Raw genomic sequence first — 17,382 nt, 5'->3', positions numbered from 1 at the left:
CAATAATATACTCCAGTATGCAATCAGCAACTTCAAGGAAGAGAGAACAGATGGAGTCTCAAGATTTTTTGTACATCCAAGTTGGACCACACTTATAAGTTTTTCTATTCGTCAGTACGAAACTGGAAAAGTATACGTAATCAAACTTACAACTATTTAATTATGAAAAAACTAATCCTATCAATTTCACTGATGATGACATCAACATCTTTTAGCCAGGATGCACAAGACATTATCGATGTGACTTACTCCGCTGCAATAAACGGAAGTAAAAGAACTGCAATTGAATGGTATGAATCCTATTATACGGTAGCTCTTCCAGTTTTTGACACAACCGGATGTGTTACATATAATCAACCGGGGTTAAAGTATTCGTTTTGTGAAGACGGTATCACAGTTTATTTTGATGATTCTCTCCTTTTAGATAAAATGCTTGTCATAGCGGATTCCATTTATGGGAAAGCCAATGTAATATATCATGAAGAAGTAGGATTGATCACCCTAGACTATGATTATATTCAATTCGGAGATGGGGGATATGCACCTACATATATCGAAGCTGGAATACTCTACTACATGTATATGCCATATCTTAAAAAAGAAGAATAGTGTTATATTCGTTGCTCACTTTAATTCACTAAAATATGAGCGAAGATGTAAGAAAAATAGTATTAACATCAGGACCAATATTCGATGTACACCAAAATGAATCTTCCGAATGGGTATGGGAAGTAAAACTAGGATCTATGACCATTGGAAGATCTCATAAGGGTTTCTCTGAGAGAATGGAATGTGTTAAGAATTTGATAGAATTAAACGAAAAAGTGTCCTCTATGAGGACGGATGAATTGTTGAAGTAAACACGTGTACTTTTTCAGGATCATATCCCACTACTCGTTCGGTTTCTTTTTTGTGCTTCAATATACGCTCAGCCTCTTCCCACGAAGAGGCAAGTATTTCGGACGAGCAAAGATCTCCGTCAGAATCATAATGCGTAATAAATTTGAAATATTCTGTACCTTCTTTAGTTCCTGCCATTTCATTATATTTTAATCAGCACCGTTCATTCGGTGCTTTTTGTTTTTACTATATTCGTTACTCACTTTAATTCACTGAAATATGAAATTCAAGGATCAAGAAGAATATTTTAATAATGCTAAGGAAAACTTTCAAAAAATATTCAATTTAAACCCGGATAACAATTTAGAATTGTTTTTGAAATACATGAATGAGATTTCCACTAGAGAATTAGTGTGGGAAATTCAAGTATTGCAAAAATTATTACCTAATCAGTAAGAACCATTATCGAATTAGATTCGTAATCATACTCCCGTAAAATAAATTTTACTTGAGCGCATGAAAGACCTTCGAAGTACCTTGTAAGGTCTTTTGATATTTCTGGTAAAGCCTTAAATGCCTTTTTTTCTTCGGTTACGTTGATTCTATCAATCGCTTTTACATTCCCTTCCATTTTCATTAAATTTGATGCGTTTGCCGTGGGATACAGTATTAAAATGTTATAGAATTAACATGCGGTTTTAGGGCGTTTCAGCCGTTTTCAATCCCTCTTCGACCTTGTTTCCCGGAATCAGGAAGGAATGAGACCTTGAAATCCTAAAATCAAAACACATTACATACTTGTGAAATCCATTAAAACAAAAAATGCAGGAAATTACTTCCTGCATCCGGTTCATTCAAATATCAGTTACAAAGCCTTCTGCTTTGAATACCCGGTTTTCGCTCAATCGAAAACTTAGCGTCCTGAAGCCTGCCGTTCAATGAGTACCGAAGGTGAGTAGCCGTACTGTTTTTTAAAGGCAAAAGAGAAATGAGATAGATTTTCAAAACCAACTTCAAAATAAACATCAATCGGTTTCTTTTTCTTCTCCACAAACTGGTAATATGCAAGCTCCAGGCGTTTTTCCGTAAGCCACTTCTGAGGAGTAGATCCAAAAGCCTTTTGAAAGTCACGCTTGAAAGTTGTTAAACTACGCCCCGTCAGATAGCCGAATTTTTCCAATGGCATGTTAAACATGTAATTCTTCTCCATGAAAGTAACCAGGTCAATTTTTCCGGGTTCTTCAAAATTGGCCAGGAGACTGTCAATACTTTTGTCAATGATCCGAAGAATACTGATCGATTCCGTAATTTTCAGAGATGCGATGTCTTCTGGAAATGCTCCCTCCAGATCGAAATACGGGATCAGGGAAGCCAGGCAACTTTCGAGTAAGGGATGATTGTTGAAACGAAGAATTCTTCTGCTTGGCGTACCCTTCCGCTGCACGTCAAGATTAGAGTAGAAACGCTTTAACCGGTCTGTTGATAAATGCATCGCCACAGATTTGTGAGGTAAACCATCCTTCGGAGTTAGAATAATGGTTGCCAGCTGATTTCTGGGAATCAAAAAAATGTCGCCCGGATTAAACAAATAGGTAGCTTCCGCTTTTACAATTTTTGTTTCACCGGATAGGAACCAGATCAGCATGTGATGGTCGAACAGAACCTCTGTCGTACAGAGCTTTTCCTGGTAAGACGACAATTTAATCTCAGGCGTTATGAATGTTGTTTGAAAATCCATCTTGTATTGCTGAACTAAAAATACGACTTAATTTCAAAAGAAACCTGTGTCATTGCTTCGCTCAGTTTCCATAGTTTTTTAGCGTTGTTCTCTTCCAAAGAATCCGATAAAACACCCTTGTAAGACGCAGCATCATTGGCTAAATCCAATACAGCAATATCTGCATCCTCGCAATAAACACCCCCTAACTGATTCAGTTCAGGACTTGTTGCACACCAAACAGTGGTAGCTGCACCCTGCTCAATCGTTTTGAGTGTGGCAGCCACTTCAGGACGAATGGTACCGTCATCTCCCAGGATTCCCATTTGTTTAAAGAGATCGGGAGAAGCCTCTCGTGCCAAATCCGTTCCGCCCACCGAACCCGGATGAACCGCATAGGCACGAACTTGAAATGCTTTTGCCAGGTTATCCAATTCTACAGTAAATAAATTAATGGCAGTTTTTGATTGACCGTAACCAAGCAGGGTTTCATATGCGCGTCTCTCAAAGTTTGGATCTTCGAAATGAAAAGGCGAATAGTGATGACCGAATGAAGATACATTGACCACACGGGCACCATGTGCCGCTTTCAGCGCAGGCCACAAACGTGCCGTTAATTGAAAATGACCCAGGTGATTGGTCGCTAATTGAGATTCAAAACCCCGGCTGTCTGTTCTGTATGGAACCCACATAATCCCTGCATTGTTGATCAGGAAATGCAGCGGACTGCCTGATGAAATGAAGGCCTGCGCAAACGCGTCGATGGATGCCGGATTCATCAGATCCATGCTTTCTACCCGGACATTGGGAATTCCATTCAGGTTTTTCATTGCTTTTTCGACATCTCTTGCAAGAACAATAACCGTTGCACCGGCTTCTGAAAATACCCTGGTAGTTTGCAATCCGATACCAACATTTCCTCCTGTGATAACGGCAATCTTACCCGTCAGATCGATTCCTTGAATGACCTCACTTGCAGTAGATGTTGCATTGAATCCTGAACCGATTGGTTTCTGTAATGCACCTTGATAATTCGTTGTTTCCATATTCCTTCTATTTTAAAAATGATTGTTTAATTACCGGTAATCTTCTGGTACAAAGGTAGGTGGTGAAAATCCGCCTCACTTTGTTTTGCGGTCCGGATTTACGTTGTTTAAAAGGCCAAAAAGCTTATTTTTTTGAAAGCATTGGCTCCAGATTATCCGTTCAGCTTCAGCATGAAATCTGAATCCTTGTCAACGAATGATTAGGTTTTCCAAATAATTAACCCTATCTTCCAAAGTAAGACACCACTAGTATACCCGCTGAGGGTAGGTTGATCGGGCAATTTAATTGCTACATCAATTTAATGAGTATTAACCAATATTTGAAAGTATGGAAGTTAATTACCCACTGAAGCAATCCATTGTTCACCTTCGGAACCTGTTTTTAATTCCCGTGATATGTCTTTTGTATAATCAGGAGATACTTGCGCAGGAAGAACAACCGTTTTTAAATGCAGAAGAGAGTGATCCCGTCAAAATGGGGTGGATGACCGGTTTTCCGCCACCTGCAGACCGGATCGTTTATTTTGCCGACGGAAGCTTTTTCCAATTTCCGGCTTTGAGATGGAGTGTTGCCCACATGCGGCAATTCATGCCTACAGTCAATGTCCCGAAAGGGTTTGGCATGGCCGGCAGTATCCCGGAAAACGGATACCCGGGAATGGATGACATCACATTCACACCGCTTGGCTCCAATACAAAAATGACGCTGAAAGAATCCTTGTCACAAACCTATGCAGATGGAATCATCATCATGCACAAAGGAACCATTGTCTATGAAAAATATTTTGGTGCATTGAAAGCAGACGGCCAGCATGCAGCCATGTCAGTCACCAAGTCGATCGTAGGAACATTAGGTATTTTGCTCGTATACGAAGGACTGATCGACCCGGCTAAAAAAGTGTCGTTTTATGTTCCCGAACTGGCAAGTTCTGCTTTTGGGGATGCAACTGTAAGACAAGTACTCGATATGACTACCGCCTTGCAGTTTAGTGAAGATTACGCAGACCCCAATGCCGAAATCTGGCAATTCTCCGCTGCTGGAAACCCGCTGCCCAAACCAAAAGGATATACCGGACCAAGAACCTATTACGAATACCTGCCTTTGGTAAAAAAGAAAGGAGAACACGGAGCGGCTTTCGGGTACAAAACCGTCAACTCAGACGTATTGGGATGGATTATTTCCAGGGTTACGGGGAAATCCGTGGCAGAAGTACTTTCTGAGAAAATCTGGCAGAAAATGGGGGCCGAACAGGATGCTTATTTTTCCGTAGACGAATCAGGAATTCCGTTTGCTGGAGGCGGATTCAATATGGGATTGCGCGACATGGCCCGGTTCGGAGAGTTAATCCGGAACAACGGATTTGCCAATGAACAGCAGATTATCCCGAAAGCAGCAATAGAAGATATCAGAAAAGGGGGCGATAAAGCACATTTTGAAAAAGCGGGCTACACTTTGCTCAAAGGCTGGAGTTACAGAAACATGTGGTGGATCACAAACAACGAACATGGGGCTTTTTGCGCACGAGGCGTACACGGTCAAACGATTTATGTAGATCCCAAAGCAGAAATGGTGCTCGTCAGATTTGCTTCGAACCCGGTTGCTGGTAATGCGGCGAATGATCCTTACTCGTTACCCGCTTACCACGCGGTAGCAAAGTTTCTTTTAAGTAAAAAATAATCCTTAACGAAGCAAGTTATGAAAAAGTGCTGCCATATTTTGGCGCTGATTCTCTTGACAGCGCCTTATTCCAGGTCACAGGAAAAAACAAAAAGCAACGAGGAAATGTCCATTTTCGAGTTTTTCACCTCTAAAAAGAAAAAAGCAGAAAAGAAAGACAAACCCGTGAAGCAAAAGAAAGTCTACATCAGTGCTATTCCGGTAATTTCATCCAATCCGGTAGTTGGAGTAGCATACGGAGGTGTTGTAAATGGCGCTTTTGTGATCGGCGGTTATTATAAAACGACCCGGTTTTCAGCCATTACCTTGTCGGGAGTGTATACCACCAATGAGCAATCAACTTTGGCCATTAAAAACTTCCTGTATTTCAAAGACGAGAAATGGATTCTGCAGGGAAGTTTGAATTGGCGTATTTTCCCGATGTTTACCTGGGGAGTCGGCTCGGACACTCCGGATAAATGGGCATCCCAATTGGAAAATAATGGATTTTCGATCGACCAGATGCTCTTGAAAAAAGTAGGCAATAATTGGTTTTTTGGCGGCGGAATCAACATCAATTATGTCTACGAACAATCCGATAACAATGTGCGTCACGCGGTAGATTACATTGGGAATAACCGGAACCAGGACGCGGTGCAGTTTTGGAATTCGATTGATCAAACACTTCCTTTTGTCATCAAGGATTCACAAATCCCGGGTTCCTTTGTTTCGGATTGGGGAAGTCAGTCTTCGGAAACAATTCAGGCAAAATACTTCAAAACGCCGTTTCAGTTATACCCCTACGGCACAGGAAAGTCTGTTTTCACGAACGGGTTGAAAGTCGGAGTCACGCACGATTCCCGCGATAATATCAATACACCGAGAAAAGGAGCGTATTTCAACTTCAACTACAACCTGTACATCAAAGATTTCGGGAATGAAGAGAATTTTGGTGTCGGGAAAGTAGATTACAGGCAATACTTCATGCTGGGATCTTACAAGAATGTCATCGGAGTGCGTTCATACCTGGTTTTTATGGCTGGAAACGGGCCTTACATCAACATGCCCGCAAACAACACCGATCCGAATTCAACCGGAACAAGAGGAATTCCCGGATTTCGATACAGAGGAGACAATTACGTTTCGGCAGAAGTAGAATATAGAAGACATATCTGGAAATTTATCAATGGAGTTGTTTTTGTCAACGCCCATTCCTTGAGCGAAAAGAAAGAATACCTCATGGCGATGGGTGAGCCCCTGAAATACGACGGAAAATTCCGCTTTGTAAACCCGGGCTACGGATTGGGCTTGCGTTTTATCCTGAGCGAAAAATCCCGCACCACGCTAAGCTTCGATTATGCCTGGAACAAATACAGCTTTGCAACCAGCAAAGATTCCAAACGGGGAGAGTTTTACATGAGTATGAATGCGGCTTTTTAAACAGAGTAGAAAATTCTGATCGAATTAGGGTTTCAGCTTTTCTTTTACAGCATTTATATAAGCGGTCAATTCATCTGTTTTCACTTCGATGTCCGGTGAAATGCCCTTTCCTATTTCGCTGTATTCATGTTCTTTTCGATCTACTAAATTTCCGGTAGTTAAGATTAAAATTGCTCCATCGGATAATTGAAAGTCTGAGTTGTCCGATGTTAGTCCTTGAGTATTTACACCGATAATTTTTGCATTCTTTTGCCCAACAAAACTGGCTGCAACAAACTCTCCTGAGCTGGCTGTTTTTTTACTCACCAGTATAAAAACGGGGATGTGATTGTTTTTCAGTTTAATCGTTGGGATAGTGATTGTTGCAATTAGATGATTGCCAAAAAAAATGTGCTCATTCTTACTGGTGAAATAGTTAATCTGCCCATCTGTATCTTTCGAACCGATCGCTTTTTGAACATCCAAAAAGGGCTGAATTGCTTTAAACATCGGTGAAAACATTCCTCCGTCATTCTCACGTAAATCAATAACCCAGGCTTTGGGATTTTTGGAATCTAAGATTTCTGTCTTTTTGTAAAAATCGCTGACATAGAGCTTCCAATCCTCAGCATTCAAATTGCCCAGTGCGGGTAGTGTGATATAAGCTATCTGGTCATCAATCAAACTGTCTTGCGGATAAGGAAAATCAAAGCCCAGTTCGTTATAAGTTTTCATATAGGCCTGAACGATTTCAGGTTGAACAAACTTTGAATGATAATCTCCTAATTGAGTAATTGCCTGAATAATGATTGGATATACTTCCTCATTCGTTTTCTTATTTAAGAGAGAGTCCATTGCCTCTTTCGAAAGTTTATCCCAATTAATTTTACCCTTGTTGACTGAGTTTTGCTTCATGATTCCAATAGCTTCCTCCAGGTACTTTTGAGGATTGTCTTGTGCATTGGCCGTTTGAAAAACAATGATCAAACAAATACAAGAGAAATAGAGCATTTTCATTTTCTGATTTTTTAAGAGGTAAATTTTGCAATCACGCCGGTTGGGATTTCCTCTACGGCTGCTGATCTCTGAGCTTCTACTCTCAACTGAAGGTAAAAGTAGCATAAAAGCGAGTGCTTGTTGTTTTATTTCAAATTTCTATTTACGGATATCCGGGGATCAATTTGTTTCTGAAAAGTGAATGTACCTCAAGAGAAATTTTTTACGAATACGTATCAATCAAATTTCAAGTCCTTTGAATTGATGCTAAACGGGTTGTTACCTGCAGACTTTCACGCTGTAATTTCAATAATATTGCTTTGTTCTTTATTCGTTAATCCGATTTTTGTCCGATATCTTTTTGCAGGTATTTCTGTTGGATACCAGTTTCTGCCAGCCTTGACGATTATCAAAAGTCCGTTATCGTCTCCAATTGCAGTAAACAGTTCACTGTTTTGGTTTTTATCAAAGAAGTTAAGCCCATATTCCTCAATCAAACGATTTCCAAAGTCTAAAGGATTTTCCTTCACAATTCCAATTTCACTAATGTTTAAGATCTGTTTACTACTGAAAGCTTCTGCTTCCGAATTAGGAAGGTCCTTTCTGGCGATGAATTCCAATAGGTTGCCATTGTTATCATAAAAGTATACTGCGTTTGCATTCCAACTTTCAAATTCTGCTATCAAAACCGCATCCTCTTTTTTGATTAATTCAATGCGATTCGCACACCATTCGGTTACTTCATTCAATTTGTTTTCGGGTATGTTAAAAGCCAAATGATAGATTGGATTTGACTTTTCAAAGTTTTCTACAAATGTAAGCGCAGATGATCCGATTTTTATGTTGACAGATTTGGAATTGTACTCCGTAACAGGAAGTTCTAATACTTTTTCATAAAAATCTTTTGTAGCCTTTAATTCATTCGTTAGAATTTCAATATGATCTAATTTCATGTTCTTTTGATTTGTTTTTTCGATTTCTTGCAGTTCAAAGTTCTCCATTCCGTCACAGTCTTTTAGTCTGATTTCGTTCATTTTTGAGTATCTATAAAGTTAACGTTTTGGAATACCGATTAATGAATATTAGTATCAAAAAAATAAGTTTTAGAAATGAATTCCGGTCTTGAGCTCATAATAGTTCGATAGTTCCGGACGAGGAATTTTGTTTCAGTTAAAAGGTGTTTGATTGTTAAACACATTGCAGCGTCTTGGAATATAAGTGATACAATAATTTTCCCGCAGATAGCATGTAAATTAAAATCTGCATGACGTTAAAAATCACCTAAACTCTCAGACAAGATATAGCCAAAAAACCAAAAAGCGCTGCTGATGCAACGCTTTTTCTTTCAGGTAAGATAGTCAAATCTCACATGCGTTTTTTATACACCCTCATTGCAACGAAGTAAGCTGCGCAAGTGATTCCGATACACCAGGAGAGCGCAATCCAAATCTCAGTACCTACCGGTTGATTATTAAGTAAAGCACGGATGCTTTCCACAATCGAAGTTACGGGTTGGTTTTCAGCAAAGGCCCGAACACCCGCCGGCATCGAGCTGGTTGGCACGAATGCAGAACTGATTAAAGGCAGGAAGTGAATCGGGTAAGCGATTGCCACAGCGCCATCAACTGATTTTGCGGACAAGCCTGCAATAACTGCTATCCAGGTCAAGGCAAGCGTAAATAATGTCAGAATACCGCCCACAGCAAGCCAGGGCAATACTCCTGCAGGCGAACGAAAACCCATAATAAGGGCCACAAGGATAATGACGATAATCGAAATGATATTGGAGAGCAAGGAAGTCAATACATGTCCCCACAATGCGGCAGAACGCGAGATTGGCATGGAGTGAAAGCGCTCAAAGATTCCCTGCTTGACATCGTTAAACAAACGGAAACACGTGTAGCCGATACTGTTTGCAATGGCAATGAGCAATATACCGGGCAACAGGTAATTCACATAGTTGTCCGTTCCGCTGTCAATGGCTCCGCCTAAGACATAGACAAACAGCAGCATCAGTGCAACAGGCATAATGGCAACTGTTACGATTGTATCCATGCTGCGGAAAACATGGCGCATGGAACGACCAAGCATAACAGCCATATCTTTGAAAAAATAATTCGTTGTAGTTTCCATCTTATTGTTCGTTTTTTTTGCCAATAATCGCAAGGAAGATTTCTTCCAAAGTTGGCTGTTTCTCAATGTACTCCACTTTTGCAGGTGGGAACTGTTTCTTCAATTCATCCAGCGTACCGCTCACGATGATTGTACCGTTATGAAGAATGGCAATCCGGTCCGCCAGTTGTTCCGCCTCCTCCAGATATTGGGTGGTCAGAAACACCGTTGTGCCGCTATCAGCAAGTTCTTTGATGATTTTCCATACCTCAATCCGGGCTTCCGGATCAAGTCCGGTAGTTGGTTCGTCCAGGAAGACGAGCTGCGATTTTCCTACGAGACTCATTGCAATGTCGAGTCTGCGGCGCATTCCACCCGAATAAGTTGCCGTTTTTCGGTCGGCAGCATCAGTCAAACCAAAGCGTTCGAGCAAATCAGCCACCATTTGATGCGGATTCGCAAGATGTCTCAACCGGGCAATCATGGTGAGGTTTTCCCGACCGGTTAAAATCTCATCTACGGCTGCAAATTGTCCCGTGAGACTAATGGATTTCCGCACGTTTTCCGGATTTGAACCTACATCGAATCCGTTAACAACTGCGGTTCCGCTGTCTTGTTTCAGCAACGTGGTGAGAATTTTAATGATGGTTGTCTTACCGGAACCATTGGAGCCGAGCAGGGCGAAAATACTTCCGCTTGTTACCTGCAGATCTACTCCATTCAATACAGGAACGTTCTTGTAGGACTTCTTCAGGTCTTTGACCGAAATAGCGATTTCATGATGTAACATACTCATTGCTTTTACGATGTTAGTACTGTTAAACCTGTCAAATCTGCTTTTCCGTTCTTCAAAAAAGCGTAGGTAATCTTATCCACTTTACAGTCAACGAATTGAACTTTATTCAATTTGCGGTTGTTCTTAAAGAAAGTGTTGAGAAGCGTTGCATTCTGGAATTGAACCCGCGTAAATGAACAATTTTCAAAGAAGCAATCTTCCAAAGTACCTTCGAAAACCACGTCAGAGATCTGAGAGGTATTGAAAGAAGTTTGATTCCAGACAGCGTTTGTAACCGTATTCTTCCCGAAACCTCCTGATTTAAAGATTACTCCGGAAAAATTGGTGCCGGAAAAATCACAACCCTCGATGTAACTCTTTGAAAACTCAGTTCCTTTCAGCAAACAGTCCTTAAATAAGTTATTGATCAGATACGAATTTTGCATCTGGCTGTTGCTGATATCCGAATGGGTGAAATCACAGCCATCGATGTTGTTGCTTTTTAGCAGCAGTCCCGACAAATCTGAATCAATAAACTGGCAGCGCTGCATATTCGTATACTTGAAGCGCTCATTCAGGTTTTTCAATCCCGAAAAGTCCGTATCAACCAGGTTCTGACGAGACATATCCCAGCTGGGTTTCTTCTTTTGATCTTCCGTTTGCGGCTGTAAAGTTTCCGTGCCTGAAACTTCGGAAGGAGCAGATTGAAAGCTTTCTGAGAAATAGTTCAGATCAACTCCCAGAATTTCTGCCAAACGGTTAAATGTAACAATGTCCGGCATGGATTCTCCGCGTTCCCATTTTCCAACTGCCTGTGGACTGATGAACAGACGCTCCGCAAGTTGTGCCTGGGAAATGTTTACTTTTTTTCGTGCTTCGGTAATCTTGTTACCAATAATCATAAATGTCAACATAGGAATTTTGTATTTGTTTATTTGAGTCAGACGACCTCACAAAGGTATTTCCGATTCATTTTTGGAGACCACAAAACACCAACACGATTCGTTGTAATCCCGCTATTTATAGTTGTTATTTGACAACCAAAAGTTGTATTCTTTCAAATGTAAGGATATTGCTTTTTTTGTGACCGAAAAACAACTTTTTACAGGCATAAAATCTTCCACGGAAAAGGTGTTTTCATCAAAGTGTAAAAAATACACTTTAATTCTTGGTTGTTTCAAATTGATTGCTACCTTTGTGTAAAATAAACACTAAGAAATGTCAGAACAATTCCATCAACCGCTCGCTTTAGCAACAGACTGCGTCATTTTCGGTTTCGACGGTGGTGAGTTGAAATTGCTTCTTACCGAAAGAGAAAAGGAACCGTTTAAAAACAAATGGGCTTTACCGGGCGGTTTCGTGTTTCCGAAAGAAACAACAGAAGAATGTGCCAAGCGCATCCTGAAAGAGAAAACCGGAATCACCCGGGTTTTCATCGAGCAACTCTACACATTCAGCGAAGTGGGCCGCGATCCGCGCGAACGGATTATTTCAGTCGCTTATTATGCCTTGGTGAACAAACAGTCTTACGAGTTGATTGCCGGAAGAGACACCTTGAAAGCAGAATGGTTCGGGCTTTCTGAGCTGCCGGAACTGGCATTCGATCATGCGGCAATTGTAGCCTTGGCGGTGCAGCGCTTGAAAGGAAAAGTATCGTATGAACCGGTTGGTTTTGAACTGCTGGATGAAAAATTCACGCTTTCTCAACTGCAGGCAGTTTGCGAGTCCATTTTGGGAATGGAAATAGATAAACGCAATTTCCGGAAGAAAGTACTGGCCATGGGAGTATTGAAAGAATTGGGAGAAAAAGAAAAAAACGTACCGCATAAAGCCGCAATGCTGTATAGTTTTGACAAACACGCCTACGAGGCAAAAACAAAAGAAGGATTTCATTTTGAATTATAAAGCTATGAAAACAATTACACTATTTCAGACCAACGAAAATGTCGAATTACGCAAATTTGCAGGTGGAGAATGCCACATCCGTTTTGCTGAAAACCTAAAAGGAACAGAGGAGGTTCGTTTGAATATCCGTCTGAATACTTCCGATGATTTGATGACATTGTGTTTGGCAGTCGACGCGCTTCGACGAATGGAAGTAAAACACATTGAAGTCTTTATCCCGTATGTTCCGTACGCACGCCAGGATCGCGTCATGGTTCCGGGAGAACCGCTTTCTATCCGGGTTTTTGCCCAGTTGCTTAACAGCCTGAACCTGGATAAAGTGATTGTGTTCGACCCGCACAGCGATGTTTCTCCGGCGTTGATTGATCGTTGTGAGATTGTTTCCAATTATACAATGATCGGAAGCATTATCAAAGAGTTGAATCTGACTGATTATGTTTTGGTTTCTCCGGATCTGGGGGCATACAAAAAAGTAGATAAACTGGGACAAAACCTGGGATACCGTGGAGAAATTGCAACCGGTTTGAAAATACGCGACCTGGCTACCGGACAAATCATTCGCAGTGATGTGAATGTGGAAGAACTGAACGGGAAAACGTGTTTGGTAGTCGACGATATCTGCGACGGGGGAAGAACCTTTATCGAACTGGCAGAAACGTTGAAAAGAAAAGGAGCCGGACGTTTGCTTTTGATGATCTCTCACGGGATTTTCAGTCACAATGCGCTGGATCGGTTGAAAGAAGCCGGCTACGCTTTGGTGTGCAGTTCTAATTCCATTGCAGACCTGCCACAAAATGAATTTTACAAAGCATTTAATCTTTTTTGAAATGAAATATACTATTGAAACACTCGTAAAAGAACCCTCCCGCGAATTCTTGTTCTTTTGGGGACATCAACCAAGCCGGGACGGATCAATCATCAAAACGTGTATGAGCCAGTGGTGGCCTGCACCATTCGAAGAAAACGGTATTGTTTACAAAACTGCCGAACACTATATGATGGCAGGGAAAGCACGCCTATTCAATGATGAGGTAACACGCGAACGGATCTTACAAAAAGATTCTCCGAAAGATGTCAAAGACCTGGGGCGACAGATTCAGAATTTTGATGCGGATTTATGGGATTCAAAGAAGTTTGAGATCGTGCGTCAGGCAAATTACCTGAAGTTTTCCCAAAACAAAGAGCTGATGAACTTCTTATCTCAAACGGGAAACCAAATTCTGGTTGAAGCCAGCCCGGTTGACCGGATTTGGGGAATTGGTTTGGCGGAAGATCATCCGGATGCAAAGAATCCGCTTCAATGGAAAGGTGAAAATTTGCTGGGTTTTGCATTGATGGAAGTAAGAGATCAATTGAAGTAATGCTGAAACTTTGCGCTCTTTGCTTCTTTGCGTTTAACACATAACAGATTTACAATAACACAAAGGCGCTTGAGGACGCAGAGGATTTTTAAAACCTTCTTCACGGTTCAAAAAATGTAGCATAACACAACAAACCGATTTAAATCATGAAAAAAAGAGAATTCATACCGGACACGCTTTTTGTGATTGATAACTTTCTTTCCGTTCAGGAATGCGATGACTACATTCTTTGGAGCGAACAGCAAGGATATGAAGAAGCAAAAGTACAATTGGACGGCCAGCAAATAATGATGAAAAACATCCGGAATAATTCCCGGATTGTATTTTCGGACCACGTTTTGGCAGAGAAGATCTGGAAGAAGGTTGCGCCGTTTGTTGTAACGAAATTCGAAAACAGCGAAGCAATCGGTTTGAATGAATTGTTTCGGTTTTACCGCTATGAATCCGGACAACGATTCAAGAAACACAAAGACGGAAGCTATGTTCGCAACGAGACGGAGGCAAGCCGGTTTACCCTGATGCTTTACCTGAACGACGATTTTGAAGGAGGTGAAACCAGTTTTGAAACAACTGTCATTCGCCCTGAAAAAGGACAAGCTTTGATTTTTGAACATGGATTAAAGCATGCCGGAGAACCCATTGTTTCAGGAGTGAAATACGTTCTCCGAACAGATATTATGTACAAAACCAATTAAAACATCAGGTTATGCAAATCATCAAACCACCGCAAAGTTTCAACGATCCGAACCAAAAGTTTACTGTTTTCCTGGCAGGATCCATTGAAATGGGAATTGCAGAAGATTGGCAGACAGTGGTAGAACAAAACCTTTCTTCCGAAACAGATCTTTGTATCTTCAATCCCCGCCGGGATGATTGGGATGCTTCCTGGAAGCAGGAAAAAACGAATCCGGCCTTCCATGAACAGGTAAGCTGGGAAATGGATGGTTTGGAAAAAGCAGACCTCATCGTCTTTTATTTCTCGCCGCAAACCAAATCGCCTGTCAGCATGCTGGAGTTGGGACTTTTTGCCAGAACCGGAAAAGGAGTGGTTTGCTGTCCGGAAGGATTTTGGCGCAAAGGAAATGTAGACATCGTATGCGAACGATTTGAAATCCCACAGGTAGATACACTAAACGAAATGATTAATTATATAAAACAAAAAAGACATGAAAACAAATCCGCTAACATTAATTGATTTTTATAAAGCCGACCACCGGCGTCAGTATCCCGAAGGAACACAGCTGGTTTATTCCAATTTTACACCCAGAAAGGCGCGTGAAGAAGGAAGTCATCAACTCGTTTTCTTCGGGTTGCAGTATTTTGTGAAAGAATACCTGATTCGTCAGTGGAACGAAGGATTTTTTCAGCGTCCGAAAGAAGAAGTCATGGCTGAATACCGCCGCCGGATGGATAATGCGCTGGGAAAAGACAGTATTCCGGTTGAACACATCGCGGACTTGCACGATTTGGGTTACTTGCCTTTGGTTGTGAAAGGACTTCCGGAAGGAACGATCGTGACACCGAAAATTCCGGTGGTTACCGTTTACAACACACATCCTGACTTTTTCTGGTTGACCAATTACCTGGAATCATTGATGTCTGCCATTTTGTGGAAACCTGCAACGAGTGCCACAACTGCGTTCCGTTACCGCCAGGCTTTCGAACGTTTTGCACATGAAACCGTGGGCGACAGCGGTCTTGATTTCGTGTATTGGCAAGGGCATGATTTCAGTTTCCGCGGAATGAGTGGAATTGAAGATGCATGCATCAGCGCAGCCGGACATTTGTTGTCTTTTTACGGAACAGATACCGTGCCGGCAATTGATTTCCACGAAGAATATTACGGAGCAGATTCCGATCAAGAATTGGTCGGAGGAAGCGTTCCCGCAACAGAACATTCTGTGATGTGTATGGGAACCAAAGACAACGAAATCGGAACATTCAAACGCTTGATCACAGAATTATATCCGAACGGAATTGTATCCATCGTTTCCGACACCTGGGATTTCTGGCAGGTAATTACCGAATATTTACCCATGCTGAAAGCAGATATCCTGGCAAGAGACGGAAAAGTGGTCATTCGTCCTGATAGCGGAGACCCGGTGAAAATCATTGTCGGAGACAAAGATGCTGCACCTGGAAGCCCGGAATACAAAGGAGCCATTGAATGCATGTGGGAAACCTTCGGTGGAACAATCACCGAAAAAGGCTACAAATTACTGGATTCCCATATCGGATTGATTTACGGAGACAGCATTACGCTTCAGCGTCAGGAGGCAATTCTCGACGGATTGAAGCAAAAAGGATTTGCGTCGTTCAATGTCGTTTTGGGAATCGGATCATATACCTACGAGTACGTAACACGCGATACCTACGGCTTTGCGATGAAAGCAACGTATGGAGAAGTAAACGGAGAACCCCGAAACATCTTCAAAGACCCGAAAACGGACGACGGAACGAAGAAATCAGCAAAAGGACTTTTATCCGTGAGCAAAGAAAACGGTGCCTTGGTATTGAAAGACGAATGCACCTGGGAAGAAGAAAAACAAGGACTGTTACAAACCGTATTTGAAAACGGTCAATTGCAGAATGAACAAGCCCTTTCCGTCATCCGCAAGCGTTTGGAAAAGGAGCTGTTGATCGCATTGAACCTGGCGGAACAAAACATGGAATCTGAAAATTAAAATCTGCGCCAGCCGAAGGCGAATCTGCGATCTTCTGGAGGAAAGTATAAAAGCTCTGATAACAAAATGTCAGGGCTTTTTGCTGAATATTCGGTTCCTTGTCATTTTGTTAGATCAGAACCAACGTTCATCTGATCTAATTCGTATTTTTGGTAGACACAGAGCTTCGAAATCATTTAAATCAGGTAACAAATGCGATCCTCCAGAAGAACACCTTTTACAGACAGACCAATTGCTTATTGCTTTTTAATCCTTTTCGGATTGAATTCCTGTGGCGAACAAGCACCGGTACCTGTACCGGTGAAAAAAACGGAAGTCCAACAAAGTGCAGACACAATTCTTGAAGAAAAAGCCATTCCGGTTCCGGAAGAAAAGGAAGAACTGATCATTTTTGATATGATGCCGGTTGAAGGAAATCCGGACGTAGGTTTCATTTCCCTTTCCGATATTCACCCGATCAGTGAGCATCCGGATTCATTGGAAATGGTAATACCCGATGTTTCCGAAAAACCGATCGACTCAATCCGCTACTTTAAACTGGAGAAGAAATACCGAAAGCGCTTTCTTGCAGCAACCGGAATTTCAGAAACCGATAAAGTCTTCCTGTTCGATTACTCTACCGATATGCTCATATCCTTTCCGGTGAGTAAATTGAATGTGGTAGCACATTTGAATATTTATGCTTCGGATGATGACGCTCCGTTTTCACAGCTGGATTACATGATTGGTTTTGAGGTAAATAAAAAAGAACTGAAAGGAGTGAAGAACCAGTATTTTACAGAGATTCTGGTTTCCGTAGGACATGAAAACCCTTTTGTAAGAGGAAAAATGAAACCAATCACCTGGAAGAAAATCAACAAGAAACAATTC

General features: G+C 41.5%; 17 protein-coding genes and 1 pseudogene. 10 read left to right on the top strand and 8 right to left on the bottom strand.

The window, feature by feature from the left end; all coding sequences use genetic code 11:
• Window positions 1-162: 162 nt before the first annotated feature.
• Complete coding sequence (locus Q1V93_RS10985) at window positions 163-609, top strand: hypothetical protein (protein ID WP_300664640.1); 447 nt, start codon at window positions 163-165, stop codon at window positions 607-609.
• Between the two features lie 222 nt (window positions 610-831).
• Here Q1V93_RS10985 and Q1V93_RS10980 read toward each other — a convergent pair whose 3' ends face one another.
• From Q1V93_RS10980 to Q1V93_RS10970, 3 genes are all read right to left on the bottom strand, one after another.
• Window positions 832-1,038: a hypothetical protein gene (locus Q1V93_RS10980; RefSeq protein ID WP_300664638.1), complete on the bottom strand. Its 207-nt coding sequence runs from the start codon at window positions 1,036-1,038 to the stop codon at window positions 832-834.
• A gap of 715 nt (window positions 1,039-1,753) precedes the next feature.
• The gene (locus Q1V93_RS10975) at window positions 1,754-2,578 is read right to left on the bottom strand and encodes a helix-turn-helix domain-containing protein (RefSeq protein WP_300664636.1); all 825 of its coding nucleotides are present in this window, start codon (window positions 2,576-2,578) and stop codon (window positions 1,754-1,756) included.
• A gap of 14 nt (window positions 2,579-2,592) precedes the next feature.
• The gene (locus tag Q1V93_RS10970; RefSeq protein ID WP_300664635.1) at window positions 2,593-3,603 is read right to left on the bottom strand and encodes an SDR family NAD(P)-dependent oxidoreductase; all 1,011 of its coding nucleotides are present in this window, start codon (window positions 3,601-3,603) and stop codon (window positions 2,593-2,595) included.
• A 328-nt stretch (window positions 3,604-3,931) separates the two neighbouring features.
• Between Q1V93_RS10970 and Q1V93_RS10965 the strand changes: the two genes are divergently transcribed.
• Window positions 3,932-5,281 carry a serine hydrolase gene (locus Q1V93_RS10965; RefSeq protein WP_300664633.1) on the top strand — a complete coding sequence of 450 codons (1,350 nt, stop codon included), beginning with the start codon at window positions 3,932-3,934 and terminating at the stop codon, window positions 5,279-5,281.
• Between the two features lie 18 nt (window positions 5,282-5,299).
• Window positions 5,300-6,700 carry a BamA/TamA family outer membrane protein gene (locus Q1V93_RS10960; RefSeq protein ID WP_300664631.1) on the top strand — a complete coding sequence of 467 codons (1,401 nt, stop codon included), beginning with the start codon at window positions 5,300-5,302 and terminating at the stop codon, window positions 6,698-6,700.
• Between the two features lie 24 nt (window positions 6,701-6,724).
• Here Q1V93_RS10960 and Q1V93_RS10955 read toward each other — a convergent pair whose 3' ends face one another.
• The 5 genes from Q1V93_RS10955 to Q1V93_RS10935 form a co-directional block, all read right to left on the bottom strand.
• A complete protein-coding gene (locus tag Q1V93_RS10955; protein WP_300664629.1) occupies window positions 6,725-7,666 on the bottom strand; it encodes a S41 family peptidase in 942 nt (313 codons plus the stop codon).
• Window positions 7,667-7,968: 302 nt separating this feature from the next.
• Window positions 7,969-8,709, bottom strand: a complete 741-nt coding sequence (locus Q1V93_RS10950) for a VOC family protein (RefSeq protein WP_300664627.1) — start codon at window positions 8,707-8,709, stop codon at window positions 7,969-7,971.
• A gap of 331 nt (window positions 8,710-9,040) precedes the next feature.
• Window positions 9,041-9,808, bottom strand: a complete 768-nt coding sequence (locus Q1V93_RS10945; RefSeq protein ID WP_300664625.1) for an ABC transporter permease — start codon at window positions 9,806-9,808, stop codon at window positions 9,041-9,043.
• Between the two features lies 1 nt (window position 9,809).
• Complete coding sequence (locus tag Q1V93_RS10940) at window positions 9,810-10,577, bottom strand: ATP-binding cassette domain-containing protein (RefSeq protein WP_300664624.1); 768 nt, start codon at window positions 10,575-10,577, stop codon at window positions 9,810-9,812.
• An 11-nt stretch (window positions 10,578-10,588) separates the two neighbouring features.
• Window positions 10,589-11,476, bottom strand: a complete 888-nt coding sequence (locus tag Q1V93_RS10935; protein ID WP_300664622.1) for a pentapeptide repeat-containing protein — start codon at window positions 11,474-11,476, stop codon at window positions 10,589-10,591.
• A 304-nt stretch (window positions 11,477-11,780) separates the two neighbouring features.
• Here Q1V93_RS10935 and Q1V93_RS10930 point away from each other — a divergent pair, with 304 nt between their 5' ends.
• From Q1V93_RS10930 to Q1V93_RS10900, 7 genes and pseudogenes are all read left to right on the top strand, one after another.
• Entirely contained in the window at window positions 11,781-12,467 is a 687-nt protein-coding gene (locus Q1V93_RS10930) for an NUDIX domain-containing protein (protein WP_300664620.1), read from the top strand.
• 4 nt (window positions 12,468-12,471) lie between these two features.
• Entirely contained in the window at window positions 12,472-13,293 is an 822-nt protein-coding gene (prs, locus tag Q1V93_RS10925; protein ID WP_300664618.1) for a ribose-phosphate diphosphokinase, read from the top strand.
• Window position 13,294: 1 nt separating this feature from the next.
• Entirely contained in the window at window positions 13,295-13,828 is a 534-nt protein-coding gene (locus Q1V93_RS10920; RefSeq protein WP_300664616.1) for an NADAR family protein, read from the top strand.
• Between the two features lie 146 nt (window positions 13,829-13,974).
• On the top strand, window positions 13,975-14,523 hold the full coding sequence (locus Q1V93_RS10915) for a 2OG-Fe(II) oxygenase (protein ID WP_300664614.1): 549 nt from the start codon (window positions 13,975-13,977) through the stop codon (window positions 14,521-14,523).
• Window positions 14,524-14,534: 11 nt separating this feature from the next.
• Window positions 14,535-15,023, top strand: a complete 489-nt coding sequence (locus Q1V93_RS10910) for a nucleoside 2-deoxyribosyltransferase domain-containing protein (protein WP_300664612.1) — start codon at window positions 14,535-14,537, stop codon at window positions 15,021-15,023.
• Window positions 14,995-16,512, top strand: coding sequence for a nicotinate phosphoribosyltransferase (locus tag Q1V93_RS10905; RefSeq protein WP_300664610.1), 1,518 nt, complete (start codon window positions 14,995-14,997; stop codon window positions 16,510-16,512). Before Q1V93_RS10910 ends, Q1V93_RS10905 begins: the two co-directional genes overlap by 29 nt.
• 192 nt (window positions 16,513-16,704) lie before the next feature.
• Window positions 16,705-17,382: pseudogene (locus Q1V93_RS10900) on the top strand (oxidoreductase); the annotation flags it as partial.

The sequence above is a fragment of the Fluviicola sp. genome (assembly GCF_030151805.1).
In the GTDB taxonomy this organism is placed as follows: Bacteria; Bacteroidota; Bacteroidia; order Flavobacteriales_D; family Crocinitomicaceae; genus Fluviicola.
The sequence above is the reverse complement of the archived record's forward strand: the minus strand, read 5'-3'. Positions and strand labels throughout refer to the sequence as shown.